Below are 23,860 nucleotides of genomic sequence, written 5' to 3' on the forward strand. Positions count from 1 at the left end.
CTCACTGGCGGACGGTAAACGTCGCGCCTATGCCACCATCCAGGGGATTCCGCCCGGCGTATGACCATCTACTTACATCCAGCAGACCACGCCCGCAAACCGGGCAATCTTAACGACCCCCCGCCGGACGCCGAAGAGGTGGCCGAGCGCGACCTGAATCCGCCCTGCGTGCTGGTCTTCAACGCCAGCGATCCGAGCGGCGCAGGCGGCCTGGGCGCCGATGCCCTGGCCATGGCCTCGGTCGGCGCGCACATGCTGCCGGTGGTCACGGGCGCCTACGCGCGCGACACGGCCGAGATCTTCGACCATTTCGCCTTCGAGGAAGAGGCCATTGCCGAGCAGGCACGCGCCATCCTCGAGGACGTGGAGGTCCAGCTCATCAAGGTGGGCTTCGTCGGAACCCCCGAAGCCCTGAGCACCATCGCCGAGACCGCCTCCGACTACCCCGAGGTGCCGCTGGTGGCCTACATGCCCAACCTTTCCTGGTGGGACGAAAACCTCATCGAGGGCTATCTCGACGCCTTCCGCGAGCTGCTGCTGCCCCAGGCCACAGTGTTGGTTGGAAACCACAGTACGCTGTGGCGCTGGCTGCTGCCCGACTGGAGCGGCGAGCGTCCGCCCGGCGCGCGCGACATCGCCAAGGCCGCCGGCGAGTTCGGCGTGCCCTACACGCTGGTGACCGGCATGGTGCTGCCCGACCAGTTCATCGACAACGTGCTGGCCTCCCCGCAGTCGGTGCTCGCCAGCGAGAAATACGAGCGGCTCGAAGCCGTCTTCGCCGGCGCGGGCGACACCCTGTCGGCGGCGCTGGCCGCCCTGCTCGCGAGCGGCACCGACCTGGTGGCCGCCACCACCGAGGCCCTGGCCTACATGGACCGCTGCCTCGATGCGGGCTTCCGGCCCGGCATGGGCCACGTGCTGCCGGACCGCCTGTTCTGGGCCGAGCCGGAAGACGACGAGGACGACGACGAAGACCCCGACGCGCCGCAAGACTTTGCCCTGCCCCCTCACGACACCCGACACTGATGCCAAACGCTGACCAAAACGACACTCTTTTCGAGCGCGCCCGCGCCGTCATTCCCGGCGGCGTCAATTCGCCGGTGCGCGCCTTCAAGGCCGTGGGCGGCACGCCGCGCTTCATCCGCCGGGCCGAGGGCGCCTATTTCTGGGACGCCAACGACAAGCGCTACATCGACTACATCGGCTCCTGGGGCCCGATGATCCTGGGCCACGGCCACCCCGCGGTGGTCGAAGCGGTGCAGAAGGCCGTGCTCGAGGGCTTCTCCTACGGCGCGCCGACCGAGCGCGAGATCGAGCTGGCCGAAGCCATCCTGGCGCTGATGCCGTCGATGGAGATGGTGCGGCTGGTGAGCTCGGGCACCGAGGCCGCCATGAGCGCGCTGCGCCTGGCGCGCGGCGCCACCGGCCGCAAGCACATCATCAAGTTCGAGGGCTGCTACCACGGACATGCCGATGCGCTGCTGGTGAAGGCCGGCTCCGGCCTCGCCACCTTCGGCCATCCCACCTCGGCCGGCGTGCCGCCCGAGGTCACGCAGCACACGCTGGTGCTCGAGTACAACAACATCGCGCAGCTCGAGGAAGCCTTCGCGCTGCATGGCAACGACATCGCCTGCCTGATGATCGAGGCGATTGCCGGCAACATGAACTTCGTGCGCGCCACGCCCGCCTTCGCCGCCCGCTGCCGCGAGCTGTGCACGCAGCACGGCGCGCTGCTGGTGTTCGACGAAGTGATGACCGGCTTTCGCGTCGGCCTGCACGGCGCGCAGGGCGTGCTGGGCATCACGCCCGACCTCACGGTGCTCGGCAAGGTCATCGGCGGCGGCATGCCGCTGGCGGCCTTCGGCGGGCCGCGCGCCATCATGGAGCAGCTCGCGCCGCTCGGGCCGGTCTACCAGGCCGGCACGCTGTCGGGCAATCCGGTGGCCACGGCCTGCGGCCTCGCCACGCTGAAGGAGATTTCGAGGCCCGGCTTCTATGAAGCGCTGGGCACGAAGACCCGCTCACTGGTCGACGGCCTCAAGGCCGCCGCCGCGGCCGAGGGACTGCCCTTCAATGCCGACAGCGAAGGCGGCATGTTCGGCTTCTTCCTGATGAGCGAGCTGCCGCAGAACTACGCCACCGTGATGACCACCGACAACGCGAAGTTCAACGCGCTGTTCCACGGCCTGCTGGAGCGCGGCGTGTACATCGCACCGGCGCTCTACGAGGCCGGCTTCGTGAGCGCCGCGCATGGCGACGACGACATTGCGGCCACCATCGAGGCGGCACGGCAGGTTTTCAGGACGTTGCGCTCGCTCTGATCTGTTTGCTGCGGGGCGCCGAAGCGCGCCCCGCCCGAGCGCGCAGGCTCAGTGGCGGAAGTGGCGCACGCCCGAGAGCACCATGACCACGCCGCGCTCGTCGGCGGCATCGATCACTTCCTGGTCGCGCATCGAGCCGCCCGGCTGGATCACGCAGCTCGCGCCGGCATCGACCACCACGTCGAGCCCGTCGCGGAACGGGAAGAAGGCATCGCTCGCCACCGCCGTGCCTTTGAGCGAGAGGCCCGCATGCTCGGCCTTGATGCTCGCGATGCGCGCCGAGTCGAGGCGGCTCATCTGGCCCGCGCCCACGCCCATGGTCATGCCGCCGGCGCAGAACACGATGGCGTTGCTCTTCACGTACTTGGCGACCTTCCATGCGAACAGCAGGTCCTGCAGCTGCTCGGGCGTGGGCTGCTTCTTCGTGACCACCTTGAGGTCGCTCGCCGCGAGCTCGTGGTTGTCGGCGGTCTGCATCAACAGGCCCGAACCGACGCGCTTCACGTCCATGAGGTTGCGGCCGTTGTCCCAGTCGGTGGTGCCGCCCGGCGGCAGCGCGATCTCGAGCACGCGCACGTTCTGCTTGACCTTGGTGGCCTGGAACACCGCGAGCGCCTCGGGCGTGTAGCCCGGCGCCATCAGCACTTCGACGAACTGCTTGGCAATGGCCTGCGCGGTCTCGCCATCGACCGGGCGGTTGAAGGCGATGATGCCGCCGAAGGCCGAGGTCGGGTCGGTCTTGAAGGCCTTGCCGTAGGCTTCGGCCGCGTCCTTGCCGACGGCCACGCCGCAGGGGTTGGCGTGCTTGACGATCACGCACGCAGGCACGTCGAAGCTCTTCACGCATTCCCATGCGGCGTCGGCATCGGCGATGTTGTTGTAGCTGAGCTCCTTGCCCTGCAGTTGCCTGGCCGACACGAGCGAGCCGGGCGCCGGATGCAGGTCGCGGTAGAACGCGGCCTGCTGGTGCGGGTTCTCGCCATAGCGCAGGTCCTGCACCTTCACGAAGCGGCCATTGCTCTGCGCCGGGAACATCGAGCGCGTGGGCGAAGGCTGGCCGATGCTGGCGTCGAAGTCGATGGCCGAGAGGTAGTCGCTGATGGCGCCGTCGTAGTCGGCGATGCGGTTGAACGCGGCCACCGAGAACGCGAACTTGGTCTTGTCGCTGAGCTTGCCGCCGGCCTGGAGCTCGGCCAGCGCCACGGAGTATTGCGAAGCGTCGGTCAGCACGCCCACGTCTTTCCAGTTCTTGGCCGCGCTGCGCACCATGGCCGGGCCGCCGATGTCGATGTTCTCGATGGCGTCTTCCAGCGTGCAGCCGGCCTTGGCCACCGTGGTTTCGAAAGGATAAAGATTGACCACCAGCAGGTCGATGGTGTCGATGCCGTGTTCCTTGATGGCCGCCACGTGCGAGGGCAGGTCGCGCCGCGCGAGCAGGCCGCCGTGGATCTTGGGATGCAGCGTCTTCACGCGGCCGTCGAGCATTTCGGGAAAGCCGGTGTGGTCGGCCACTTCGGTCACGGGCAGGCCGGCATCGGCCAGCAGCTTGGCGGTGCCGCCCGTGGACAGCAGCTTGATGCCCAGCGCATGCAGCGCCTGCGCGAATTCGAGGATGCCGGTTTTGTCGGAGACGGAGATGAGTGCGGTCTGGGCCATGGAATATGCCGTGGAGTTATTTATTTCAGAAGTTTGTGTTCAACCAGCTTCTTGCGAAGCGTGTTGCGATTCAGGCCCAACCATTGCGCGGCTTTCGACTGGTTGCCCTCGGCGCGTGTCATCACGACGTCGAGCAGGGGCTTCTCGACCACGCGCACGAGCATCTCGTACATGCCGTCGGGTTCGGTGCCGCGCAGATCACGAAAGTAGCTGTCCAGACTGGTGCGCACGCAGTCCTCGATGTGTTTCTTGCTCATGTTTTTTTCTTCTCTTCCTCTCAATCGGCGGCGCAGGCCGCCTCCTCTTCACCGGACAGCTCTTCGGCCGCCTGGTGCACGGGCATGCGGTCCATGCGGTCCGCCAACCCGTCGAAATAATCGCCGACCGCGCGCAGCTGCGCGGCAGAGTCTTCGATGGTGTTCATCCGCGCGCGGAAGGCTTCGCCGTCCGGCAGCGTGCGCACATACCAGCCGATGTGCTTGCGCGCGGTGCGCACGCCGCTGAACTCGCCGTAGAGCGCGTAGTGCTCCACCAGGTGGTCGAGCAGCAGGCGGCGCACTTCGGCGACCAGCGGCGGTGCAAGGTGCGTGCCCGTGGCCAGGAAATGGGAGATCTCGCGGAAGATCCAGGGCCGCCCCTGCGCGGCGCGGCCGATCATCACTGCGTCGGCGCCGGTGGCCGCGAGCACCTCGCGCGCCTTCTCGGGCGAGCGGATGTCGCCGTTGGCCACCACCGGCACGCGCACCGCGGCCTTCACTGCGGCAATGGTGTCGTATTCGGCACTGCCCTTGTAGCCTTGCTCGCGGGTGCGCCCATGCACGGTGATCATCTGCACGCCGGCCGATTCGAAATCGCGCGCGAGCTTCACCGCGTTGCGGTGCTCTTCGCTCCAGCCGGTGCGCATCTTGAGCGTGACCGGCACGTTGAACGGCTCTGCCGCATCGACCACGGCCTGCACGATCTCCAGCGCCAGCGGCTCGTCGCGCATCAGCGCCGAACCGGCCCACTTGTTGCAGACCTTCTTGGCCGGGCAGCCCATGTTGATGTCGATGATCTGCGCACCACGCTCGATGTTGTAGACCGCGGCCTCGGCCATCATGGCCGCATCGGTGCCGGCGATCTGCACCGCAATGGGACCCGGCTCGCCGTCGTGGTTGGCGCGGCGCGAGGTCTTGAGCGTGTTCCAGAGTTCCTTGCGCGAGGTGACCATCTCGCTGACCGCATAGCCCGCGCCGAGTTCGCGGCACAGCATGCGGAACGGCCGGTCCGTCACGCCGGCCATGGGCGCAACGAACAGGCGGTTTTCCAGCGTGTGGATGCCGATCTGCAAGGTCATGAAGTGGAAAGCGTCGCGAGAGCGGCTGCTGAAAAATGAGGCACGATTGTAGCCACGCGCGATTCCACGCGCTGAAACGATTTGCGCGCGCGGTACCGCGGCGACGCCTGCCATGCACGGCGCGTTCTCCGACCTGCCGCAGAAGGGCCGCTGCCTATACTGCGTCGACTCATTTCACTTTATGCAAGCTTGGCTCGACGCACTCCTGGCGCTTCTTGCGCTTCCGCAATACGGACTCTCCACGGTGTTCATCGCGGCCTTCGTTTCGGCCACGCTGCTGCCGGTGGGCTCGGAGCCCATTCTTTTCGGCCTGCTCAAGCTCAACCCCGACATGTTCTGGCCGGCCATCCTGGTCGCGACGGTGGGCAACACGCTGGGCGGCGCGGTCGACTGGTGGATGGGCTACGGCGCGCACAAGGTGGCAGACAAATATTCGCACTCGAAACATCATGTGCGGGTCTTGGGCTGGCTGGAGCGGCTCGGGCCCAAGGCCTGCCTGCTGAGCTGGCTGCCGCTGGTGGGCGATCCGCTGTGCGCGGTGGCGGGCTGGCTCAAGCTGCCCTTCTGGCCATGCCTCGGGTACATGGCCATCGGGAAGTTCCTGCGCTATGTCTGCATGACGGTCGCGCTGCTCTACGTGTTTCCGTCCTGAGGCGGCCGCTTCAGTTCAGCAGGCCGTAGGGGCCGCCGCGTTCGAGCGCGCGCTGGTAGGCCGGGCGCGCATGGATGCGCTCCAGGTACGCCATCAGCCTGGGCCGCTTCGCGTCGAGGCCGCCGCGCGCCTGCGCGGCTTCGACCGGAAAACTCATCTGGATGTCGGCGCCCGTGAATTCGCTGCCGGCAAACCACTCGCTCTTGCCGAGTTCGGCTTCCATGAAATTCAGGTGGCTCTCGATGTTGGGCATGACGATGGCCGCCTTCGCCTTGCCCGAAATCATCTTCGCGATCGGCTTCACGAAGAAGGGCATCTTGCTGTTCTCGATCCTGTCGAACACCAGCTTGAGCAGCAGCGGCGACATCGCCGAGCCTTCCGCGAAGTGCAGCCAGTAGCGATAGCGCACCGCCTCGGGCGTGCCCGCCGCGGGCGCAAGTCGGCCGCGGCCATGGCGCTCGATCAGCGTTTCGATGATCGCGCCCGATTCCGCGAGCGTGAGGCCGTCGCCGGCGGTCACCACCGGCGACTTGCCCAGCGGATGCACGGCCCGCAGCGAAGCGGGCGCCAACATGGTCTGCGGATCGCGCTGGTAGTGGACGATCTCGTAGGGCAGGCCGAGTTCTTCGAGCAGCCACAGCACGCGCTGCGAGCGCGAATTATTGAGGTGATGGACGGTGAGCATACGGCGACAGGTGCTTGGAGGAAGGGGCGTGCCTTTTCGTGGAACACCGCGGAACCGGCTTTGCCGGGCCGCTGGTGTTGCCCCGGCGAGGGGGTTGGCGTAGCGACACGAAGTGCGCGAAGACTGGGGGTGAGCCAGTTATGAACTGAAGAGGAAGTTCATCACGTCGCCGTCCTTGACGACGTACTCCTTGCCTTCCGAACGCATCTTGCCCGCGTCCTTCGCACCCTGTTCGCCCTTGTAGGCGATGTAGTCCTCGAACGAAATGGTCTGGGCGCGGATGTAGCCTTTTTCGAAGTCGCCGTGGATCACGCCGGCGGCCTGGGGGCCGGTGTCGCCGATGTGGATGGTCCAGGCGCGCACTTCCTTCACGCCGGCGGTGAAGTAGGTTTGCAGGCCCAGCAGCTTGTAGGCCGCGCGGATCAGGCGGTTGAGGCCCGGCTCCTCCTGGCCGATTTCGGCGAGGAACATCTTCTTGTCCTCGTCGTCCATCTCGGCGAGTTCGGCTTCGATCTTGGCGCAGATGGCGACCACGGGTGCGCCCTGCTTGGCCGCGTATTCGCGCAGGCGGTCGAGGTAGGGGTTGTTCTCGAAGCCGTCTTCGGCCACGTTGCCGACGAACATCGCGGGCTTGGCGGTGATCAGCGTGAACGACTTCACCAGCGGCTGCTCTTCCTTCGTGAACTCGAGCGCGCGCACCGGCGTGTTCTCGTTCAGCGCGGCCTGGCAGCGCTCGAGCAGGCCGACCAGCTTCTGCGCGTCCTTGTCACCCGAACGCGCCACCTTGGTGTGACGGTGCAGCGCTTTCTCGACGGTGGCGAGGTCGGCCAGGCAGAGTTCGGTCTGGATCACCTCGATGTCGGAGATCGGGTCGACCTTGCCGGCCACGTGGATCACGTTCTCGTCGTCGAAGCAGCGCACCACGTTCACGGTGGCATCGGTTTCGCGGATGTGCGCGAGAAACTTGTTGCCCAGGCCCTCGCCCGTGCTGGCGCCGGCCACCAGGCCGGCAATGTCGACGAACTCGACGATGGCGGGCACCACGCGCTCGGGCTGGACGATCTCGCTCAGTTGCGCGAGCCGCGGATCAGGCACTTCCACCACGCCCACGTTGGGCTCGATGGTGCAGAACGGATAGTTTTCCGCCGCGATGCCGGCCTTGGTCAACGCATTGAAAAGAGTGGATTTACCGACGTTGGGCAGGCCGACGATGCCGCATTGCAAACTCATGGGGGGTCCTCTTGGGTAACCGGGGATTTTAGGCGGAGGCCGGCTCTCCCCCGGCCTGCGCGTACTTTGGCGGCCGGAAAGCCGCATTCCGGCTCAGGGTTAAACCGGATTAGCAAACGTTTGCGCAAACGTTTTCGTTGGTTAACATCGGTGCCCCGGCCACAGACCGGCGCACCGCTCAACCACCTCAGGAGACATCACCCATGAAGTTCACCCGCCGCACGCTGCAAGGCGCAGCCGCCCTGGCGCTGCTGGGCGCCTTCGCCGCCTCGCCCGCCCTTGCCCAGGACAAGCCCAAGGTCGCGCTGGTCATGAAGTCGCTGGCCAACGAATTCTTCCGCACCATGGAAGACGGCGCCAAGGCGCACCAGAAGGCGCATGCCGCGCAGTACACGCTGGTGGCCAACGGCATCAAGGACGAGACCGACACGGCCGCCCAGATCAAGATGGTCGAGCAGATGATGGCGCAGAAGATCAATGCGCTGGTCATCGCGCCGGCCGATTCGAAGGCGCTGGTGCCGGTGGTCAAGGCGGCCATCGACAAGGGCATCCTCGTCGTCAACATCGACAACCAGTTCGACGCCGCCGCCCTGAAGGAAAAGGGCATCCAGGTGCCCTTCGTCGGCCCCGACAACCGCGCCGGCGCCAAGCTGGTGGGCGACGAGCTCGCCAAGAGCCTGAAGGCCGGCGACAAGGTCGGCATCATCGAAGGCGTGTCGACCACCTTCAATGCGCAGCAGCGCACCCTCGGCTACCAGGACGCCATGAAGGCCGCCGGCGCCACCGTGGTGGGCGTGCAGTCGGGCCAGTGGGAAATCGACAAGGGCAACACGGTGGCCGCCGGCATGATGCGCGAGCACCCCGACCTGAAGGCGCTGCTGGCGGGCAACGACAGCATGGCGCTGGGCGCCGTGGCCGCCGTCAAGGCCGCGGGCAAGACCGGCAAGGTGCTGGTGGTGGGCTACGACAACATCGGCGCCATCAAGCCGATGCTGGCCGACGGCCGCGTGCTGGCCACGGCCGACCAGTTCGCGGCCAAGCAGGCGGTGTTCGGCATCGAGACCGCGCTCAAGGCGCTGGCCGAGAAGAAGCCGCAGTCGAGCATGCCTGCCGAAGTGAAGACCGACGTGGTGCTGGTCACCAAGACTTCCGCAAAGTAAGAAAAAGGCCGACGTTGAACGCCCCTGCCGCCGCCATGAATGCCGGCCTTGCCGTCCCCGTGCTCTCGCTGAGCGCGCTCGGCAAGGACTATGCGGCGCCCGTGCTCGACGACGTCTCGCTGGTGCTGAACGCCGGCGAAGTGCTCGCGCTCACGGGCGAGAACGGTGCCGGCAAGAGCACGCTCTCGAAGATCGTCTGCGGCCTGGTGCAGCCCACGCGCGGACAGATGCTGCTGGGCGGCGTGGCGTTCCAGCCTGCTTCCCGCCGCGACGCCGAGCGGCTGGGCGTGCGCATGGTCATGCAGGAGCTGGGGCTGGTCACCACGCTGTCGGTGGCCGAGAACCTGCTGCTCGACCGGTTGCCCAACCAGACCGGCTGGATCCGCCGCGGCAAGCTGCACAAGCTGGCCGCGCGCCAGCTCGCGAAGATCGGCATGGAGCACATCGACCCGGCCACGCCCGTGGCGCGGCTGGGCATCGGCCAGCAGCAGATGGTCGAGATCGCGCGCAACCTGCAGGACGACACGCGCGTGCTGGTGCTCGACGAGCCCACCGCCATGCTCACGCCGCGCGAGACCTCGCACCTGTTCGAGCAGATCGAGCTGCTGAAGGCGCGCGGCGTGGCCATCGTCTACGTGTCGCACCGGCTCGAGGAACTGCAGCGCATTGCCGACCGTGTGGCGGTGCTGCGCGACGGCCGACTGGTGGACGTGCGCGCCATGGCCGGCGTGCGCGAAGCCGAACTGGTGCAGCGCATGGTGGGCCGCGCGGTGCACGAGCACGAAGGCCGCGACCGCCGCGTGGCCGGGCCGGTGCTGCTGAGCGCGCGCGGCATCGGCCGGGCCGAGGCCGTGAAGGACATCGACATTGACCTGCACGCGGGCGAAGTCATGGGCCTGGCGGGCCTGGTCGGCTCCGGCCGGACCGAACTCGTGCGCCTGCTGTTCGGCGCCGACCGTGCCGACCGCGGCGAAATTCTTCTCTACGACGGCATTGCCGCCACGCAGCCGGTGCTGCGCGTGCGCAAGGGCTGGCGCTCGCCGATGCAGGCCATCCGCGCCGGCATCGGCCTGGTGACCGAAGACCGCAAGTCGCAGGGGCTTCTGCTCACGCAATCGATCCGCGTCAACGCCACGCTGAGCGACCTGGGCGCCATCTCGCACGCCGGCTGGCTGCAGCGTGCCAAGGAGCGCGGCATTGCGAGGCGCCTGGTGGAGCTGCTGCGCATCCGCTCGCGCAGCATCGAACAGCCAGTGGCCACCCTGAGCGGCGGCAACCAGCAGAAGGTGGTGTTCGCGCGCTGGCTGCACCGCGAATGCAAGGTGCTGCTGCTCGACGAGCCCACGCGCGGCGTGGACGTCGGCGCGCGCGCCGACCTGTATGCCGAGCTCGACCGCATGACCGACGCCGGCAAGGCACTCTTGATGGTGTCGAGCGACCTGCGCGAACTCATGGCCATGTGCGACCGCATCGGCGTGATGAGCGCCGGCCGGCTGGTCGCGGTGTTCGAGCGCGGTCACTGGAGCGAGCAATCGCTGCTGGCCGCCGCCTTCAGCGATGCGGCAGGCCGCACTGCCGCCTCGGCAACCCCCACGGCGGGCTCCGCCATTTCCGATTCGAATCCTGGCCAACCGGCCACCGCCGACACACCATGACTGCAGCCGCTGCCACCTCCGCCCCGCCCTCCGCCTTGAAGGGCCAGCTGGGCACCTACGTGGGCCTGACCGTCGTGCTCGTGGGCATGGTCGCGCTCTTCGGCACGCTGAGCGAATATTTCCTCACGCGCGAAACCTTCATCTCCATTGCCAACGAGATTCCCGCGCTCGCGGTGATGGCGGTCGGCATGACCTTCGTGCTGATCATCGCGGGCATCGACCTGTCGGTGGGCTCGGTGCTTGCGCTGAGCGCGGCCGTCACGGCCGCCGCCATCCTCCAGTGGAAGCTCTCGGTGCCGGTGGCCGCCGCGCTGGGCCTGGCCACCGGGCTGGTATGCGGCAGCGTGACGGGCGCGGTGTCGGTCGCATGGCGGCTGCCGAGCTTCATCGTCTCGCTGGGCATGCTGGAGGCGGTGCGCGGCGGCGCCTACCTGGTGACCGATTCGCGCACGCAGTACGTGGGCGACGCCATCTCGGGCCTGGCCGCGCCCTGGGTCGGCGGCATTTCCGCCGCCTTCGTGCTCGCGGTGGTGCTGGTGGCCGCCGGCCAGCTGGTGCTCACGCGCACGGTGTTCGGCCGGCACGTGGTGGGCATCGGCACCAACGAAGAAGCCATGCGGCTCGCGGGCATCGATCCGCGGCCGATCCGCATCCTCGTGTTTGCCGCCACCGGCCTGCTGGCGGGCCTGGCCGGACTCATGCAGTCGGCGCGGCTCGAAGCGGCCGACCCCAATGCCGGCGTCGGCATCGAGCTGCAGGTGATCGCGGCCGTGGTGATCGGCGGCACCAGCCTCATGGGCGGGCGCGGCTCGGTGGTCAACACCTTCTTCGGCGTGCTGATCATCGCGGTGCTCGAGGCCGGACTCGCGCAGGTGGGCGCCAGCGAGCCGAGCAAACGCATCATCACCGGCGCGGTCATCGTGGTTGCGGTGATCATCGACACCTTGCGCCAGCGCCGGGCCGATCGCCGCCTGGCCTGACGCTGCATAAAAGGGGAAGCAACCATGGCCACCATCAAGGACGTCGCGCTGCGCGCGGGAGTTTCGGTCACCACCGTCTCGCACGTGGTCAACGACACGCGCCACGTGAGCGCCAAGGGCCGCGAGCGCGTGGAAGAGGCCATCCGCGAGCTGGGCTACGTGCCCAACGCCATGGCGCGCAGCCTCAAGAGCAACACCACCTCGACGCTCGGCATGCTGATTCCGAACAGCTCGAACCCCTACTTTGCCGAGATCGTGCGCATCGTCGAAGACCGCTGCTTCGGCGCCGGCTACACGCTGGTGCTCTGCAATACCGACGACGAACCGCGCCGCCAGAGCGTCTACCTGCAGGTGCTGGCCGAGCGCCGCATCGACGGGCTGATCGTGGTGTCGACGGGCGCCGGCGACGACGATTCGCTCGTCACTCAGTTGCACGGCCTGCGCATTCCCACCGTGCTGGTCGACCGCGAGATTGCCGACCCGGCCTGCGACCTGGTGGAAACCGCCCACATGCAGGGCGGCCTGCTCGCAGTGCGGCACCTGCTGTCGCTCGGCCACAAGCGCATTGCCTGCATCGGCGGGCCGGTGGGCGTGATGCCGAGCGAGCAGCGCATCGAGGGCTGGCGCATGGCGCTGGCCGAGAGCGGCGCCACACCCGACATCGCGAATGCCGACGCCCTGCTGTGGCGCGGCGGCTTCACGAGCCAGGGCGGCTACGAGGCGATGCACGCGATCCTGCGCACCGAAGAGGCGCCCTCGGCCGTCTTCGTCTGCAACGACCTGATGGCCATCGGCGCCCTGCGCGCCGCGCATGAAAGCGGCGTGCACGTGCCCGACGAACTCTCGATCGTGGGCTTCGACGACATCGAACTCTCGGCCTACACCAGCCCGCCGCTCACCACCGTGGCACAGCCCAAGGAGCGCATCGGCGCGCTCGCGGTCGACATGCTGCTGGAGCGCGTGGGCGGCAAGCGGCGCGATGCGCGCAAGGTGGTGCTGCAGCCCGAGCTGCGCGTGCGCGCCTCGACCGCGCGGCACGCAAGCTTCCGCGAGGCGGCCGCGCCGTCTTCCTCTTCCTCATCCTCTTCGGCACCCGCGTCCGAAGCGGCAGCCACGCCAAGCCGAAAGTCCCGCACCCCGTGAGTTCGAAGCCTTCTTCCTCTTCCAGCGCCGCCCCGCCGCCGCGCATCGTGGTGCTCGGCAGCCTGAACATGGACATCGTGCTGCGCGTGCCGCATGCGCCGGCCGCGGGCGAAACCCTGCTGGGCCATTCGATCGCCCATATTCCGGGCGGCAAGGGCGCCAACCAGGCCGTGAGCTGCGCGCGCGAAGGCGGCCGCGTCGGCATGATCGGCTGCGTCGGCAACGACGCGCACGGCCAGGCGCTGCGCGATGCGCTCGAGCGCGACGGCATCGACACCGCCGCGCTGCGCACCAGCCCCAGCGAGCCCACGGGCACCGCGCTGATCCTGGTGGAAGACGGCGGCCAGAACCGCATCGTGATGATTCCCGGCGCCAACGCGCAGGCCGAGATCGACCAGGCGGCGCTGCGGCAGCAGCTGCAGGGCGCGGCCTTCCTGGTGACGCAGTTCGAGATACCGATGGACCAGGTCGCGCGCGCCATTTCGGTGGCGCACGAGGCCGGCTGCAAGGTGCTGCTCAACCCGTCGCCGGTGCAGCCGATCGCCGAGCCGCTGTGGCCGCGCATCGACACGCTGGTCGTCAACGAGATCGAGGCCGAGGCGCTGTGCGGCCAGGCCGCGGACAGCCCGCAGGAAGCCGCGCTGGCCGGCCAGGCCTTGCGCGCCAAGGGCATTGCGCGCGTGGTCGTCACGCTCGGCGCGCGCGGCGCCGTGGCCATCGATGCCGATGGCGCGCGCCACCATCCCGCGCCCAAGGTGCAGGCGGTCGACACCACGGCCGCGGGCGACACCTTCCTGGGCGCGCTGGCCGTGGCGCTGGGCGAGGGCCAGTCCTTCGACGAAGCCGTGCGCCTGGGCATCCGCGCCGCCGCGCTGTGCATCCAGCAGCCCGGCGCCCAGCCCTCCATTCCGCAGCGCGATGCCGTGCTGCAAAGCCCCATGCCTGCCGACTGGATCGCGCTGTGAAACGTACCGCCCTGCTGCATGCCGAGCTCTCGCAAGTGATTGCCGCGCTCGGCCATGGCGACATGCTGGTGATCGGCGATGCCGGCCTGCCGATTCCCGACGGCCCGCGACGCATCGACCTGGCCGTGGCGCGCGGCGTGCCGCTGCTGGCCGACGTGCTGCAGGCCGTGCTGTCGGAGATGCAGGTCGAGAGCGTGGTGGTGGCCGACGAGGCACTGAACGGCGCCAAGGCCCTGCCCGCCTGGTACCCGCAGTCGCTCGGCGTGGCGCCGCAGAGCGTCCCGCACGAGGAGTTCAAGCGCCGCAGCGCGAAGGCGCGGGCCGTCGTGCGCACGGGCGAATGCACGCCCTACGCCAACATCATGCTGATTGCCGGCGTGAGCTTCTGAGGCGCCGCCGGTTCAGTCCGGCAGGCCCGAGCGCACGGCCGGACCGATGCGCTCGATGCGGTTGGTCCACAGGCCGCCGCGATAGTCGGCCGGCAGCTTTGCGAGCGCCTCGGCACTGTCGATGCCGCTGCTGAAATCGCCGCCGGCATACGGCCCGACCACCACCAGCTGCGTGCCGGCAGCCTCCAGGCGCCGCTGCAGCCGATGCGGCCAGCCCCAGAGCCATGGCGCCACATTGGCCGGCACCAGCATCAAGCCGCCTCGGCATGCTTCGGGCATGTAGCCCGACCAGCCGAGCGCCGCGTAGCGCAGCAGGCACTGCACCAGCGCACGGCGCGGTGCAACCCGGATGCCCGGCAGCGCCTGTTCGAGCGCGCCGACCGGCTCGTCGCTGCCGTACACCGCAAGCCGATCCCGCTGCGCCGCATCAAGCGCGGCGAGATGGCCTGCAAGCAGCCGGCCTTCTTCGGGATCGCGGCTCTTCATGTGGATGAGAAAGCGCCGTGCCGGGAATGCATCCAGCACCTGCGCCAGGCTCGGCATCAGCCCGATGCCCTTGCCCCGCAGCGGATAGGTCCTGCCGCCGTCGGCGGTATAGCCGTGGCCGACGTCCAGCGCCTGCAGCTGCGCCAGCGTATGGTCGCGCACGACGCCTCGTCCGTCGGTGCGGCATTCGAGCCTCCAGTCGTGGAACACCGCAAAGGCGCCGTCGCGCGTAGGGTGGACGTCGAATTCCACCATGTCCGCGCCCGCGTCGAAAGCGGCCCGCATCGAGTCCAGCGTGTTCTCGATCAGCGCATGCGTCGGCGCATGGATGCGCGCGGCGGTGCAGGTGTCGTTGCGCAGGCCGTGCGTGTCGAAGGTCTGGTGCACGCCGCGGTGCGACAGCAGGAAGGGTCGCGCAGCAGGCGGCTCGAGCCAGCGCGACTGGTTGCCGGCAAAGAGCAGCATCGAGCCCGTTGCGGCAACGGCCAGAAACCCCGCGAGGCCGCGCAGCGTGCGGCGCCAGCGGCCGCGTTTTCTCATTCGAAGCGGTAGTTCGCGCCCACGGCCTGCCCCACCTTGAGCATGTGCTCCACGCCCTGCAGCACGATGCAGTTCATGCCGAAGGTGATGCGTCCGTCGACGCGCGGATCGGCGCGGTAGGTGCGCAGCGTGTCGCCGACCTCGGGGCTGCTCGTGGCGGTGGCCGGGTCGATGTCGGGAATCGGGCAGCGGGTGCAGGGCTTGACCGGCTTGAGCTCGGCCTCGCCCTCGCCGGTGGCGACGTGCAGCGCATCGACCCGGTCCTCGTCGTGCGACTCGATGCCGGCCAGCACGATGTTCGGCCGGAAGCGCTCGATGCCGACCGCATCGTGGCCCGCGGCGGCCAGCCGCTCGTTGAGCTCGGCCAGCGAGCCCTCGCTGGCCACCAGCAGCGGATAGCCGTCGGCGAACTGGTTCGTCGCCTCGACGCCATCGGTCCACTGCAGGCTCGACAGGCGCTTGTGCTCGGGGTCGAAGCGCACCAGCCGCAGCGCCTGCGGCTTGCCCGGCTCGGAGAGAAAGTCGCTGAACCACTGGGCGGCGATGTCGCCCATGTCGTAGGCCGCCACCTCATCCTTCCAGACGCGCACGCGCACCGGCTTCTCGACCCGGTCGAACGCCAGGTGCAGGGCCAGCATGCCCGGCGCGCGCAGCACCGCTTCCATGTGCTTCATCTGCGGGCGGATCAGCGCCATGCGCGGCAATTGCCGCTGGGTCACGAACTCGCCCTGCGCATCGACCACCATCCAGGCGCGGTCGAATTCCAGGCCGGTCTCGGTCAGCAACGCCTCGGGAAGCTCGACCCCTGCGCACGATTTGACGGGGTAGACGAACAGGCGCGCAATGGTGGCTTCAATGTCGAAGGCGGGCTGTGGCACGTGGGGTTCCTTGGATTCCTTGGAATTGGGCAGCGATTGTCCCGCATCGGCCCACCGGGGGCGCAGCCCGGGAACGGGCTTGTTCTTACAATGGCCGGATGGCCCTCCCTCCTGAAGTTTGCATTCGCGGCGCCGGCATCGTGGGCCGCACGCTGGCCCTGCTGCTCGCACGCGAGCGCGTGCGCGTCGCGCTGGTGGTTCCGCCCGCCGCAGCCGGCAAGCAGGACATCCGGGCCTATGCGCTCAACACCGCCTCCCGCACCTTGCTCGAATCGCTGCGCGCCTGGCCCGACCCGGCGCATGCCACGCCGGTGCGCGAGATGCTCGTGCACGGCGACGAAGGCGGGCGCGTGCAGTTCAGCGCCGTGCGGCAGAAGGTCGATGCGCTGGCCTGGATCGTCGACGTGCCGGCACTCGAGCAGCAGCTGGCCGATGCGGTGCGCTTCCAGCCCCAGGTCGAAGTCGTGTCCGAGCCCGCGTCCGCGCCGCTCACCGTGGTGTGCGAAGGCAAGGCCAGCGCCACACGCGACGCCCTCGGCGTGAGCTACGCGGTCACGCGCTATCCCCAGCATGCGATTGCGGCGCGGCTCGAAGCCGCGCAGCCGCACGACGGCGTGGCGCGCCAGTGGTTCAACGACGCGGGCGAGGTGCTGGCGCTGCTGCCGATGGGCGGCGTGCAGGGCCGTTCGCTGGCGCTGGTGTGGTCGGTCGACCAGCTCCGCGCGCCCGCGCTGCTGGCGCAAGGCGACGAGGAATTCAACGCCGCGGTGAGCGAAGCCAGCCATGGCGCGCTCGGCCCGCTTCGGCTCACGAGCGAGCGCGCCGCCTGGCCACTCGCGCGCGCCATTGCCGACCGCTGGACCGGCACCATGCCGCAGGCGCAGGGCGCGGCCGCGCAATCGTGGGCATTGGCCGGCGACGCGGCCCACACGGTGCATCCGCTCGCTGGCCAGGGCCTCAACCTCGGCCTGGCCGATGCGGCCATGCTGGCCGACGTGATCAGGCAGCGCGAATATTGGCGCAGCGTGGGCGACCCGCGCCTGCTGCGCCGTTACGAGCGCGCGCGCCGCGCCGACGTGCTGCAGATGAGCCTGGCCACCGACGGCCTGCAGCAGCTGTTCTCGCACAGCGTGGGGCCCCTGCCCGCGCTGCGCAACTGGGGCATGCGCGGCTTCGACCGCACGCGCCTCCTCAAGCACTGGATCGCCAACCAGGCGATGGGCTTGAAGGCATGAATCCATCGACCGGACTTCCAATGAAACTCGCACGCAACCTTCTTCTCGCCGCCTGCACGCTGGCTGCGGCCGCCACGGCCCTGGCCGGTGAAGCCGAGATCCGCAAGAACCTTCCGGCGCGCATTCCGCAGTTCCCGGCCATCGACGAAGTCACCAAGTCGCCGCTGCCGGGCCTCTACGAAGTGCGCGTGAACGGCTTCCAGATCTACTACACCGACGAGCAGGGCAACTACCTGCTGCAGGGCAACCTGATCGATGTGAATGCGCGCAAGAACCTGACCGAGGAGCGCATCGAGAAGCTCAGCCAGGTCTCGTTCGACAAGCTGCCGGTGAAAGACGCCATCAAGATCGTGCGCGGCAGCGGCAAGCGCAAGCTCGCGGTGTTCGAAGACCCGAACTGCGGCTACTGCAAGCGCTTCGAGAAAGACATGAAGGCGGTCGACAACGTCACCGTCTACCTGTTCCTCTACCCCGTGCTCGGCCCCGATTCGGCCGTCAAGTCGCGCGACATCTGGTGCAGCAAGGACAAGGGCAAGGCCTGGGCCGACTGGATGGAAGCCAGCGTCAAGCCCGCCACCGCGGCATCCAGCTGCGACGTCGCGGCCCTGCAGCGCAACGTCGAGTTCGGCCGCAAGTACAACATCACCGGCACGCCCACGCTGATCTTCAGCGACGGCACCCGCGCGCCGGGCGCCATTCCCGCGGACCAGGTCGAGAAGCAACTCGCCGCCTCCATCAACTGATGGCCGCGCCGACCGTTTCCCGGCGCGCGCGAGCGGCTGCGCCGGCCGCCGCGGTGCACTACCGCATCGAGTGCGCCGACCTGCATGCGCATCTCTTCGCCGTCACCCTGACCATCGAGGCCCCCGCCGCGCAGCAGCGCGTGGCGCTGCCGGTGTGGATTCCGGGCAGCTACCTGGTGCGCGAGTTCGCCAAGAACCTGCAGGGCCTGCGCGCCACCCAGGGACGCCGCAAGCCCGCGCTGACGCAGCTCGACAAGTGCAGCTGGCAGGTCGACTGCGTGCCGGGCCAGCCGCTGGTGCTGCACTACCAGGTCTGCGCCTACGACAACTCGGTGCGCACCGCCTGGCTCGACGCCGGCCGCGGCTTCTTCAACGGCACCAGCCTGTGCCTGCGCGTCGAGGGCCAGACCGATGCGCCGCATGCGCTTGAAATCAGCGCACCCACCTTGTCGTCCGGCGACGATGCGCGCTGGTCGTGCGCCACCGCGCTCGTGCCCGAGAAGACCGACAAGCACGGCTTCGGCCGCTACCTGGCCGCCGGCTACGACGAGCTGGCCGACAGCCCGGTCGAGATGGGCCCCTTCTGGAGCGCCGAATTCGAGGCCTGCGGCGTGCCGCACCGCTTCGTCATCGCGGGTGCCGCCGCCTCGTTCGACGGCGAGCGCCTGATCGCCGACACCCAGGCCATCTGCGAAGCCGAGATCCGCTTCTGGCATGGCGACAAGGCCGGCAAGCGCGGCGGCCCCAAGCTGCCGATCGACCGCTACGTGTTCATGCTCAACGCGGTGGACGACGGCTACGGCGGGCTCGAGCACCGGCACTCCACCGCGCTGATCTGCAACCGGCGCGACCTGCCGCAGCGCGGGGCGAAGAAGCAGCCCGAGGGCTACACCACGCTGATGGGCCTGATCAGCCACGAGTACTTCCACACCTGGAACGTCAAGCGCATGCGCCCGGCCGAGTTCGCGCACTACGACTACGGTCGCGAGAACTACACGCAGATGCTGTGGTTCTTCGAGGGCTTCACCAGCTACTACGACGACCTGCTGCTGCGCCGCGCCGGCCGCATCGACGATGCGGGCTACCTGCGCCTGCTCAACAAGACCGTGAACCAGGTGCTGCAGACGCCGGGCCGTCTCGTGCAGTCGGTGGCCGAGGCGAGCTTCGATGCCTGGGTCAAGTACTACCGGCAGGACGAGCAAACGCCCAACGGCACCGTCAGCTACTACACCAAGGGCGCGCTGGTGGCGCTGTGCTTCGACCTCACCTTGCGCCGCGAAGGCAAGGGCACGCTCGACGACGTGATGCGCCACCTGTGGACCCAAGGCGGCGGCGGCCCGATCAGCGAAGCCGACGTGGCCGCGGCGCTCCAGGCCGTGGGCGGCCGCTCCTATGCGGCCGAGATCGCGCAGTGGATTCACTCCACCGACGAACTGCCGCTGGCCGAACTGCTGCGCGCGCATGGCGTGGCCGCACTCGAAGATCCGTCGCAGCAGGCGCAGGCGCTGGGCCTGCGCGTGGCCGAGGCCAACGGCAGCGTTCAGGTCAAGGTGGTGCTGCGCGGCGGCGCGGCCGAAAAGGCCGGCTTCTCGGCCAACGACGAATGGATCGGCATCGAGCTGCCTGCCGTCGGCCGCAAGGGCCAGCAGCGCCCCGCGCAGGCCTGGCGCATCGCCAAGCTCGACGACCTGGCGCTGTACCTCGGCGACGCCACCCGCTGCACCGCGCTGGTGGCGCGCGACCGCAAGCTGCTGAGGCTGCCGCTGGTGCTGCCGGAGGGCGCAACCACCTGGCGCCTGTTCTCGCACGACGCGGCAAGGATCGCGGCCTGGCTCGCGCCGGGCGCGCGGCGCTGAGAGAACCCGCTAGCGTTCGCTGTCCGTGGTGGCAGCGGTGGCCGGCGGCGGCCGCACGAACTGGATCGGCTGCGGCTCGCCCACCAGTACGCAGGGCTTGCCGGTTCGCCGGCAGTGGTCCTGCACGCGCCAGTAGGCACCGTGGCTCACGCAGCCGGTCTGGCAGATGACAAGGTCGGCGGCGCGCAGCCCGGCTTCGAGTGCCAGCTCGTCGGCATCGTCGCCGCCGTCGTGGTGCAGATAGCGGCCGCCGGCAATCTCCACCAGCTGGCGTGCGAGCGATGGTGCCTCTTCCTCGCGGCCGACGCACAGCACCGCCTTTTCGCGCAGGTCGGCCGGAGCAGCGCCATGGGGCCGCGGCACGGCGCGGCGCCGGCTTGCCGCCGGTGCCAGCAGCGCATCGAGGCGCTTGGGCAGCGCACTGCCCACGGCGGCGCGCGCCGCGAGTTCCTCGCGCACGATGGCAATGGCGGAATCGCGCGCCACCAGCGCGCCGTGCAGCCGCACGACCTGCGCCTCGAGTTGCGCGATGCGCGCGGCCTGCCCGGCCATCACTCGCGAGCAGCGTTCCTGGACCCGGGCATAGGCCCGCAGCAGCACGGCATGTTCTTGCATCGGGAACTCCATGGCGGGCATTCTAGATGAGATCAATTCTCAATTGGACACCGAAGGCGAAGTGGACTCGGCGGTGGCAAGGGGCCGTGCGCACAAAGCGCCGCCAGCGCGCCTGCGCCGGATGCTGGGTATAGTGAAGCGCGTTTTTTCCCCTCTCCCGGAGACACCATGAGCTACGAAAACATCGAAGTGCGGACCGAAGCAGGCAAGGTCGGCATCATCACCCTCCACCGGCCCAAGGCGCTCAACGCGCTCAACGACGCGCTCATGACCGAGCTGGGCACCGCGCTCAAGGCCTTCGATGCCGACGACGCCATCGGCTGCATCATCCTGACCGGCAGCGAGCGCGCCTTCGCGGCCGGCGCCGACATTGCCGCCATGGCCAAGTACAGCTTCATCGACACCTACAAGGGCGACTACATCACGCGCAACTGGGAAACCATCCGCGCGATCCGCAAGCCCGTGATCGCGGCCGTGAGCGGCTTCGCACTGGGCGGCGGCTGCGAGCTCGCGATGATGTGCGACTTCATCATTGCAGCCGACAACGCCAAGTTCGGCCAGCCCGAGATCAAGATCGGCGTGATCCCCGGCGCCGGCGGCACGCAGCGCCTGCCGCGCGCGGTGGGCAAGAGCAAGGCGATGGACATGGCGCTCACCGCCCGCATGATGGACGCCGCCGAAGCCGAGCGCGCGGGCCTCGTGAGCCGCGTGGTGCCGTACGAAAAGCTGGCCGACGAGGCACTGGGCGCCGCGCTGGTCATTGCGGGCTACTCGCAGATCGCGGTGATGGCGGCCAAGGAGTCGGTCAACCGTGCGTTCGAGAGCGGCCTCTCCGACGGCGTGATGTTCGAGCGCCGGCTGTTCCATGCGCTGTTTGCCACGCAGGACCAGAAGGAAGGCATGGACGCCTTCCTCGCCAAGCGTCAGCCGGACTTCAAGAACGCCTGAGCGGCAGCGCGCGCTCGGTCGCGTACTGCGCCGCTACGGCTGCTTGCTGCGCTACCGGCGCGCGAGCAGCGCCTTCAACTCGGCCAGCGCCTGTGCCGGCGGCGTGCCGACCGAGGCGCCGGCTGCCGCGCCCTGCGGCGTCCAGCGCACCTGGTCGCCCGCGATCTCGAGCACCGCGAGCAAGGTGGCGCCGCGATAGAGCTCCAGCCGCGCCTCGAGCGGCGCGGCCAGCTCGGCGCCCGGCGCGGTGGCCGAACGGGCCAGCGTGTTGACCAGCGCGGCCAGCCCCTCGGTATCGCCGCGTGCATGGCGCACGCTCTGGCCGGCGCTTGTTGCGTTCAGCGAGGTCCATTGGTCGAGCGCCGAGAACGCGGGCGCACCTTCAGCCGGACCTGCTGCGGCCTTGGCTGCCGCGGCCGCGCGCGGCGCGGGGGCTGAGCGCAACATGCCGGAGGCCTCGGCATCGGGGCTGCGCTGCGGTGCCGACAGGGCCGGAGAAGAACCAAAAGCGCCGCCACTGGCGGCCTCGCGGGTGGCGGGCGGCGCCGCGGGAGCCATGGCCGCGGGAGGCGGCGCTGGTGCGATCGCTGCTGCTGGTGACGCTGGTGCGGGAAGCGGCGTTGGCAGGGGCGGCGGCGGCTCTGGCGCGGCCTGGCTGACCTGGGGCTCGGGCACTGGTGCAGCAGCCTGCTTGCCGGAGGGCGGCGGCGCCGATCGGCGCACCGCGATATCCCTGCTTCGCATGGACTCTTCGCTCACCGCGTCTCGCGCCGCTTCGGCCTGCGGCTGCGGCGATGGCGGTGCGGCAGCTGGCGCGGGCGCTGGTGCCGGAGCCGTGGTTGGTGCCGGAACCGTGGCGACAGATGGCGTCGCCTCCGGAGCTGTCGCAGGCGCGGAGGCAACTCCCGCCTCTCCATCCAGCCGCGCATCGGGCACCGGTTCGCGATGCCAGAGCACGGTCACGAAGGTGGCCAGCAGCACGGTCGCAAAGGCGGCGTTCCACGGCATGCGGGCATGCGATCCCCCGCCGCCGCCGAACAGCCGGCGCCACCACGGCGCGGCACTCTTGTCTTCGGCCGCCGGCGCCGCCGCGGGAACGGGTGCGAGGTTGTGCGCCATCTTCCGGATGGCTTCGCGGGTGCGCGGATCGGGCAGCGCGTCGCTGTCGGGTGCATGGTCGAGCGCGCGGCGCAGCGCGGGATCGCGCAGTGCGCCGTCCTCGCCACCATCGCCAAGGCCGGGGGTGCCGTTGCTGTTCATGCGCGCTGCTCCAGCACCGACAGGTAGCGTTCCATGCAGCCGCGCAGTTTCTGCAGCCCATAGCGCAGGCGGCTGCGCACGGTTTCGAAGCCGATCTGCAGGCTGGCCGCGAGCGCTTCGACCGTCAGCCCGTCTTCATGGTGCAGCAGGAACGCGGCGCGCTGCTCGGCCGGCAGTTCGTCGAGGCAGGCCAGCAGGCGGCGGCCGGCGGCGCGCCAGAACGCAAGCTCCTCGGCCGATGGATGCGCCGCGGCATCCATCGCGCCGCGCACGCCGCGGTCGAGCGTGGGAAAGGCAGCGGTGTCGTCGCCATCGTCCGGATGCGCATCGAGCGCCACCTCGCGCCCGCTCACGCGCAGCCGGTCCATCGCCAGGTTGTGCGCGATCGTGAAGGCCCAGGTGCGCCAGGCGGCGCCCTGCGGCGAGAAGCTGTCGCGCGCGGAGATGATGCGAACCCAGGTGTCCTGGAACACCTCGTCCGCCTGCGCGGCCAGCCGGGTGCCCAGCAGCCGCTTGACGAAGCGGAACAGCCCGCCCTCGTGGCGCGCATAGAGCACGTCGAACGCCGCGCCGTCGCCGCGCGCGTAGGCCAGCATCAACTGGTCGTCGGGCATGGCGTCGCGCTCGGTGGCGGCTTTGGCGGAAGGGGCGCGGGGCAGCGCAGACATCGGCGGATTTTCACCCGAGGTTGTACGGGCGGCGACCGGCTTCGGGGTTGGCCATCGCAAAAAAGACACCGCGTGCTGCTTGGCGGGCTTGATTCGGGGCCCGCAGCCTGCGCTATAATCTTGGGCTCGGCACAAAACTGCGCCGAACGGCTCTTTAGCTCAGTCGGTTAGAGCGATGGAATCATAATCCACAGGTCCGCGGTTCGAGTCCGTGAAGAGCCACCAACATCATTGAAAGCCTTGCAAGTCAACGACTTGCAAGGCTTTTTTGTTTTTCGGGACGCCCGTTCCAGTCCCACGCCATGCCTGTTTTTTCCACCGTCGAACCCGGTGCCCATTCCGCAGGCAACCTAGCGCCAACCCCCGTCAATGCTGGCTCTGGTGACTCCGGTCCTCAGACAACCCACAGAGTTGTGCACAGAAAAAAGGAACAAGTCATCAATTTGACTTGAGCGGCCG

Annotated in this window: 23 protein-coding genes and 1 tRNA gene; 14 read left to right on the forward strand and 10 right to left on the reverse strand. The window is 68.9% G+C overall.

Annotation, left to right across the window (positions count from 1 at the left end; all coding sequences use genetic code 11):
* The first annotated feature begins 60 nt into the window (after positions 1–60).
* Together thiD and hemL are read left to right on the forward strand one after the other, a co-directional pair.
* On the forward strand, positions 61–1,026 hold the full coding sequence (gene thiD, locus EJO66_RS09690; RefSeq protein ID WP_124958692.1) for a bifunctional hydroxymethylpyrimidine kinase/phosphomethylpyrimidine kinase: 966 nt from the start codon (positions 61–63) through the stop codon (positions 1,024–1,026).
* Complete coding sequence (gene hemL, locus EJO66_RS09695; protein ID WP_124958693.1) at positions 1,026–2,321, forward strand: glutamate-1-semialdehyde 2,1-aminomutase; 1,296 nt, start codon at positions 1,026–1,028, stop codon at positions 2,319–2,321. Before thiD ends, hemL begins: the two co-directional genes overlap by 1 nt.
* A 48-nt stretch (positions 2,322–2,369) precedes the next feature.
* Here the strand turns inward: hemL and purH are convergent, their stop codons facing one another.
* The 3 genes from purH to dusB are packed head-to-tail and all read right to left on the reverse strand — an operon-like array spanning position 2,370 to position 5,313.
* Positions 2,370–3,977 carry a bifunctional phosphoribosylaminoimidazolecarboxamide formyltransferase/IMP cyclohydrolase gene (gene purH, locus EJO66_RS09700; protein WP_124958694.1) on the reverse strand — a complete coding sequence of 536 codons (1,608 nt, stop codon included), beginning with the start codon at positions 3,975–3,977 and terminating at the stop codon, positions 2,370–2,372.
* A 20-nt stretch (positions 3,978–3,997) separates the two neighbouring features.
* Positions 3,998–4,234 carry a Fis family transcriptional regulator gene (locus EJO66_RS09705; RefSeq protein WP_007838304.1) on the reverse strand — a complete coding sequence of 79 codons (237 nt, stop codon included), beginning with the start codon at positions 4,232–4,234 and terminating at the stop codon, positions 3,998–4,000.
* A gap of 20 nt (positions 4,235–4,254) precedes the next feature.
* Positions 4,255–5,313 (reverse strand): tRNA dihydrouridine synthase DusB, encoded by a 1,059-nt coding sequence (gene dusB / locus EJO66_RS09710; protein WP_124958695.1) that lies wholly within the window; start codon positions 5,311–5,313, stop codon positions 4,255–4,257.
* 181 nt (positions 5,314–5,494) lie between these two features.
* Between dusB and EJO66_RS09715 the strand changes: the two genes are divergently transcribed.
* Positions 5,495–5,965 carry a YqaA family protein gene (locus EJO66_RS09715; RefSeq protein WP_124958696.1) on the forward strand — a complete coding sequence of 157 codons (471 nt, stop codon included), beginning with the start codon at positions 5,495–5,497 and terminating at the stop codon, positions 5,963–5,965.
* 10 nt (positions 5,966–5,975) lie between these two features.
* Here the strand turns inward: EJO66_RS09715 and EJO66_RS09720 are convergent, their stop codons facing one another.
* Positions 5,976–6,650, reverse strand: a complete 675-nt coding sequence (locus EJO66_RS09720) for a glutathione S-transferase (protein ID WP_125965177.1) — start codon at positions 6,648–6,650, stop codon at positions 5,976–5,978.
* Positions 6,651–6,788: 138 nt separating this feature from the next.
* Positions 6,789–7,880, reverse strand: coding sequence for a redox-regulated ATPase YchF (ychF, locus tag EJO66_RS09725; protein WP_125965178.1), 1,092 nt, complete (start codon positions 7,878–7,880; stop codon positions 6,789–6,791).
* Positions 7,881–8,083: 203 nt separating this feature from the next.
* On the opposite strand from ychF, the gene EJO66_RS09730 reads away from it, so the two are divergent.
* From EJO66_RS09730 to rbsD, 6 genes are read left to right on the forward strand one after another with little or no spacing between them, the layout of a single operon-like run.
* The gene (locus EJO66_RS09730; RefSeq protein WP_125965179.1) at positions 8,084–9,040 is read left to right on the forward strand and encodes a sugar ABC transporter substrate-binding protein; all 957 of its coding nucleotides are present in this window, start codon (positions 8,084–8,086) and stop codon (positions 9,038–9,040) included.
* A 35-nt stretch (positions 9,041–9,075) separates the two neighbouring features.
* The gene (locus EJO66_RS09735; protein WP_125965304.1) at positions 9,076–10,695 is read left to right on the forward strand and encodes a sugar ABC transporter ATP-binding protein; all 1,620 of its coding nucleotides are present in this window, start codon (positions 9,076–9,078) and stop codon (positions 10,693–10,695) included.
* A complete protein-coding gene (locus tag EJO66_RS09740; RefSeq protein ID WP_124958700.1) occupies positions 10,692–11,675 on the forward strand; it encodes an ABC transporter permease in 984 nt (327 codons plus the stop codon). The genes EJO66_RS09735 and EJO66_RS09740 overlap by 4 nt, the downstream gene beginning before the upstream one ends.
* 24 nt (positions 11,676–11,699) lie before the next feature.
* Positions 11,700–12,818 carry a LacI family DNA-binding transcriptional regulator gene (locus tag EJO66_RS09745; protein WP_125965180.1) on the forward strand — a complete coding sequence of 373 codons (1,119 nt, stop codon included), beginning with the start codon at positions 11,700–11,702 and terminating at the stop codon, positions 12,816–12,818.
* Positions 12,815–13,783, forward strand: coding sequence for a ribokinase (gene rbsK / locus EJO66_RS09750; protein WP_125965181.1), 969 nt, complete (start codon positions 12,815–12,817; stop codon positions 13,781–13,783). The genes EJO66_RS09745 and rbsK overlap by 4 nt, the downstream gene beginning before the upstream one ends.
* Positions 13,780–14,172, forward strand: a complete 393-nt coding sequence (gene rbsD / locus EJO66_RS09755) for a D-ribose pyranase (protein WP_124958703.1) — start codon at positions 13,780–13,782, stop codon at positions 14,170–14,172. Before rbsK ends, rbsD begins: the two co-directional genes overlap by 4 nt.
* Positions 14,173–14,184: 12 nt before the next feature.
* Here the strand turns inward: rbsD and EJO66_RS09760 are convergent, their stop codons facing one another.
* Both EJO66_RS09760 and EJO66_RS09765 read right to left on the reverse strand, forming a co-directional pair.
* Complete coding sequence (locus EJO66_RS09760) at positions 14,185–15,198, reverse strand: glycerophosphodiester phosphodiesterase family protein (protein ID WP_124958704.1); 1,014 nt, start codon at positions 15,196–15,198, stop codon at positions 14,185–14,187.
* Positions 15,195–16,076, reverse strand: a complete 882-nt coding sequence (locus tag EJO66_RS09765; RefSeq protein ID WP_124958705.1) for an MOSC domain-containing protein — start codon at positions 16,074–16,076, stop codon at positions 15,195–15,197. The genes EJO66_RS09760 and EJO66_RS09765 overlap by 4 nt, the downstream gene beginning before the upstream one ends.
* Positions 16,077–16,174: 98 nt before the next feature.
* Here EJO66_RS09765 and EJO66_RS09770 point away from each other — a divergent pair, with 98 nt between their 5' ends.
* From EJO66_RS09770 to EJO66_RS09780, 3 genes are read left to right on the forward strand one after another with little or no spacing between them, the layout of a single operon-like run.
* A complete protein-coding gene (locus EJO66_RS09770; protein ID WP_124958706.1) occupies positions 16,175–17,311 on the forward strand; it encodes an FAD-dependent monooxygenase in 1,137 nt (378 codons plus the stop codon).
* Between the two features lie 20 nt (positions 17,312–17,331).
* Positions 17,332–18,054: a DsbC family protein gene (locus tag EJO66_RS09775; protein ID WP_124958707.1), complete on the forward strand. Its 723-nt coding sequence runs from the start codon at positions 17,332–17,334 to the stop codon at positions 18,052–18,054.
* Positions 18,054–19,910, forward strand: coding sequence for a M61 family metallopeptidase (locus EJO66_RS09780; protein ID WP_124958708.1), 1,857 nt, complete (start codon positions 18,054–18,056; stop codon positions 19,908–19,910). Before EJO66_RS09775 ends, EJO66_RS09780 begins: the two co-directional genes overlap by 1 nt.
* Before the next feature lie 9 nt (positions 19,911–19,919).
* Here EJO66_RS09780 and EJO66_RS09785 read toward each other — a convergent pair whose 3' ends face one another.
* Positions 19,920–20,525 carry a DUF2325 domain-containing protein gene (locus EJO66_RS09785; RefSeq protein WP_124958709.1) on the reverse strand — a complete coding sequence of 202 codons (606 nt, stop codon included), beginning with the start codon at positions 20,523–20,525 and terminating at the stop codon, positions 19,920–19,922.
* A gap of 168 nt (positions 20,526–20,693) precedes the next feature.
* Between EJO66_RS09785 and EJO66_RS09790 the strand changes: the two genes are divergently transcribed.
* The gene (locus EJO66_RS09790; RefSeq protein ID WP_124958710.1) at positions 20,694–21,473 is read left to right on the forward strand and encodes an enoyl-CoA hydratase; all 780 of its coding nucleotides are present in this window, start codon (positions 20,694–20,696) and stop codon (positions 21,471–21,473) included.
* 51 nt (positions 21,474–21,524) lie between these two features.
* On the opposite strand, the gene EJO66_RS32950 is transcribed toward EJO66_RS09790, so the two are convergent.
* Together EJO66_RS32950 and EJO66_RS09800 are read right to left on the reverse strand one after the other, a co-directional pair.
* Positions 21,525–22,733 carry a hypothetical protein gene (locus tag EJO66_RS32950; protein WP_223262256.1) on the reverse strand — a complete coding sequence of 403 codons (1,209 nt, stop codon included), beginning with the start codon at positions 22,731–22,733 and terminating at the stop codon, positions 21,525–21,527.
* On the reverse strand, positions 22,730–23,401 hold the full coding sequence (locus EJO66_RS09800) for a sigma-70 family RNA polymerase sigma factor (RefSeq protein WP_124958711.1): 672 nt from the start codon (positions 23,399–23,401) through the stop codon (positions 22,730–22,732). Before EJO66_RS09800 ends, EJO66_RS32950 begins: the two co-directional genes overlap by 4 nt.
* Positions 23,402–23,549: 148 nt before the next feature.
* On the opposite strand from EJO66_RS09800, the gene EJO66_RS09805 reads away from it, so the two are divergent.
* Positions 23,550–23,626: transfer RNA gene (locus EJO66_RS09805), tRNA-Met, on the forward strand.
* Positions 23,627–23,860: the final 234 nt, after the last annotated feature.

This window comes from Variovorax beijingensis (assembly GCF_003951285.1).
Classification (GTDB): Bacteria; Pseudomonadota; Gammaproteobacteria; order Burkholderiales; family Burkholderiaceae_C; genus Variovorax; species Variovorax beijingensis.

Coding starts and splice junctions, on each gene's coding strand:
- EJO66_RS09760 (WP_124958704.1), bottom strand. CDS start 15,198: ATGAGAAAACGCGGCCGCTGGCGCCGCACGCTGCGCGGCCTCGCGGGG.
- EJO66_RS09705 (WP_007838304.1), bottom strand. CDS start 4,234: ATGAGCAAGAAACACATCGAGGACTGCGTGCGCACCAGTCTGGACAGC.
- EJO66_RS09780 (WP_124958708.1), top strand. CDS start 18,054: ATGGCCGCGCCGACCGTTTCCCGGCGCGCGCGAGCGGCTGCGCCGGCC.
- purH (WP_124958694.1), bottom strand. CDS start 3,977: ATGGCCCAGACCGCACTCATCTCCGTCTCCGACAAAACCGGCATCCTC.
- EJO66_RS09785 (WP_124958709.1), bottom strand. CDS start 20,525: ATGCAAGAACATGCCGTGCTGCTGCGGGCCTATGCCCGGGTCCAGGAA.
- EJO66_RS09730 (WP_125965179.1), top strand. CDS start 8,084: ATGAAGTTCACCCGCCGCACGCTGCAAGGCGCAGCCGCCCTGGCGCTG.
- EJO66_RS09770 (WP_124958706.1), top strand. CDS start 16,175: ATGGCCCTCCCTCCTGAAGTTTGCATTCGCGGCGCCGGCATCGTGGGC.
- EJO66_RS09800 (WP_124958711.1), bottom strand. CDS start 23,401: ATGTCTGCGCTGCCCCGCGCCCCTTCCGCCAAAGCCGCCACCGAGCGC.
- ychF (WP_125965178.1), bottom strand. CDS start 7,880: ATGAGTTTGCAATGCGGCATCGTCGGCCTGCCCAACGTCGGTAAATCC.
- EJO66_RS09715 (WP_124958696.1), top strand. CDS start 5,495: ATGCAAGCTTGGCTCGACGCACTCCTGGCGCTTCTTGCGCTTCCGCAA.
- dusB (WP_124958695.1), bottom strand. CDS start 5,313: ATGACCTTGCAGATCGGCATCCACACGCTGGAAAACCGCCTGTTCGTT.
- hemL (WP_124958693.1), top strand. CDS start 1,026: ATGCCAAACGCTGACCAAAACGACACTCTTTTCGAGCGCGCCCGCGCC.
- EJO66_RS09740 (WP_124958700.1), top strand. CDS start 10,692: ATGACTGCAGCCGCTGCCACCTCCGCCCCGCCCTCCGCCTTGAAGGGC.
- EJO66_RS09735 (WP_125965304.1), top strand. CDS start 9,076: ATGAATGCCGGCCTTGCCGTCCCCGTGCTCTCGCTGAGCGCGCTCGGC.
- thiD (WP_124958692.1), top strand. CDS start 61: ATGACCATCTACTTACATCCAGCAGACCACGCCCGCAAACCGGGCAAT.
- EJO66_RS09720 (WP_125965177.1), bottom strand. CDS start 6,650: ATGCTCACCGTCCATCACCTCAATAATTCGCGCTCGCAGCGCGTGCTG.
- EJO66_RS09745 (WP_125965180.1), top strand. CDS start 11,700: ATGGCCACCATCAAGGACGTCGCGCTGCGCGCGGGAGTTTCGGTCACC.
- EJO66_RS09790 (WP_124958710.1), top strand. CDS start 20,694: ATGAGCTACGAAAACATCGAAGTGCGGACCGAAGCAGGCAAGGTCGGC.
- EJO66_RS09775 (WP_124958707.1), top strand. CDS start 17,332: ATGAAACTCGCACGCAACCTTCTTCTCGCCGCCTGCACGCTGGCTGCG.
- EJO66_RS32950 (WP_223262256.1), bottom strand. CDS start 22,733: ATGAACAGCAACGGCACCCCCGGCCTTGGCGATGGTGGCGAGGACGGC.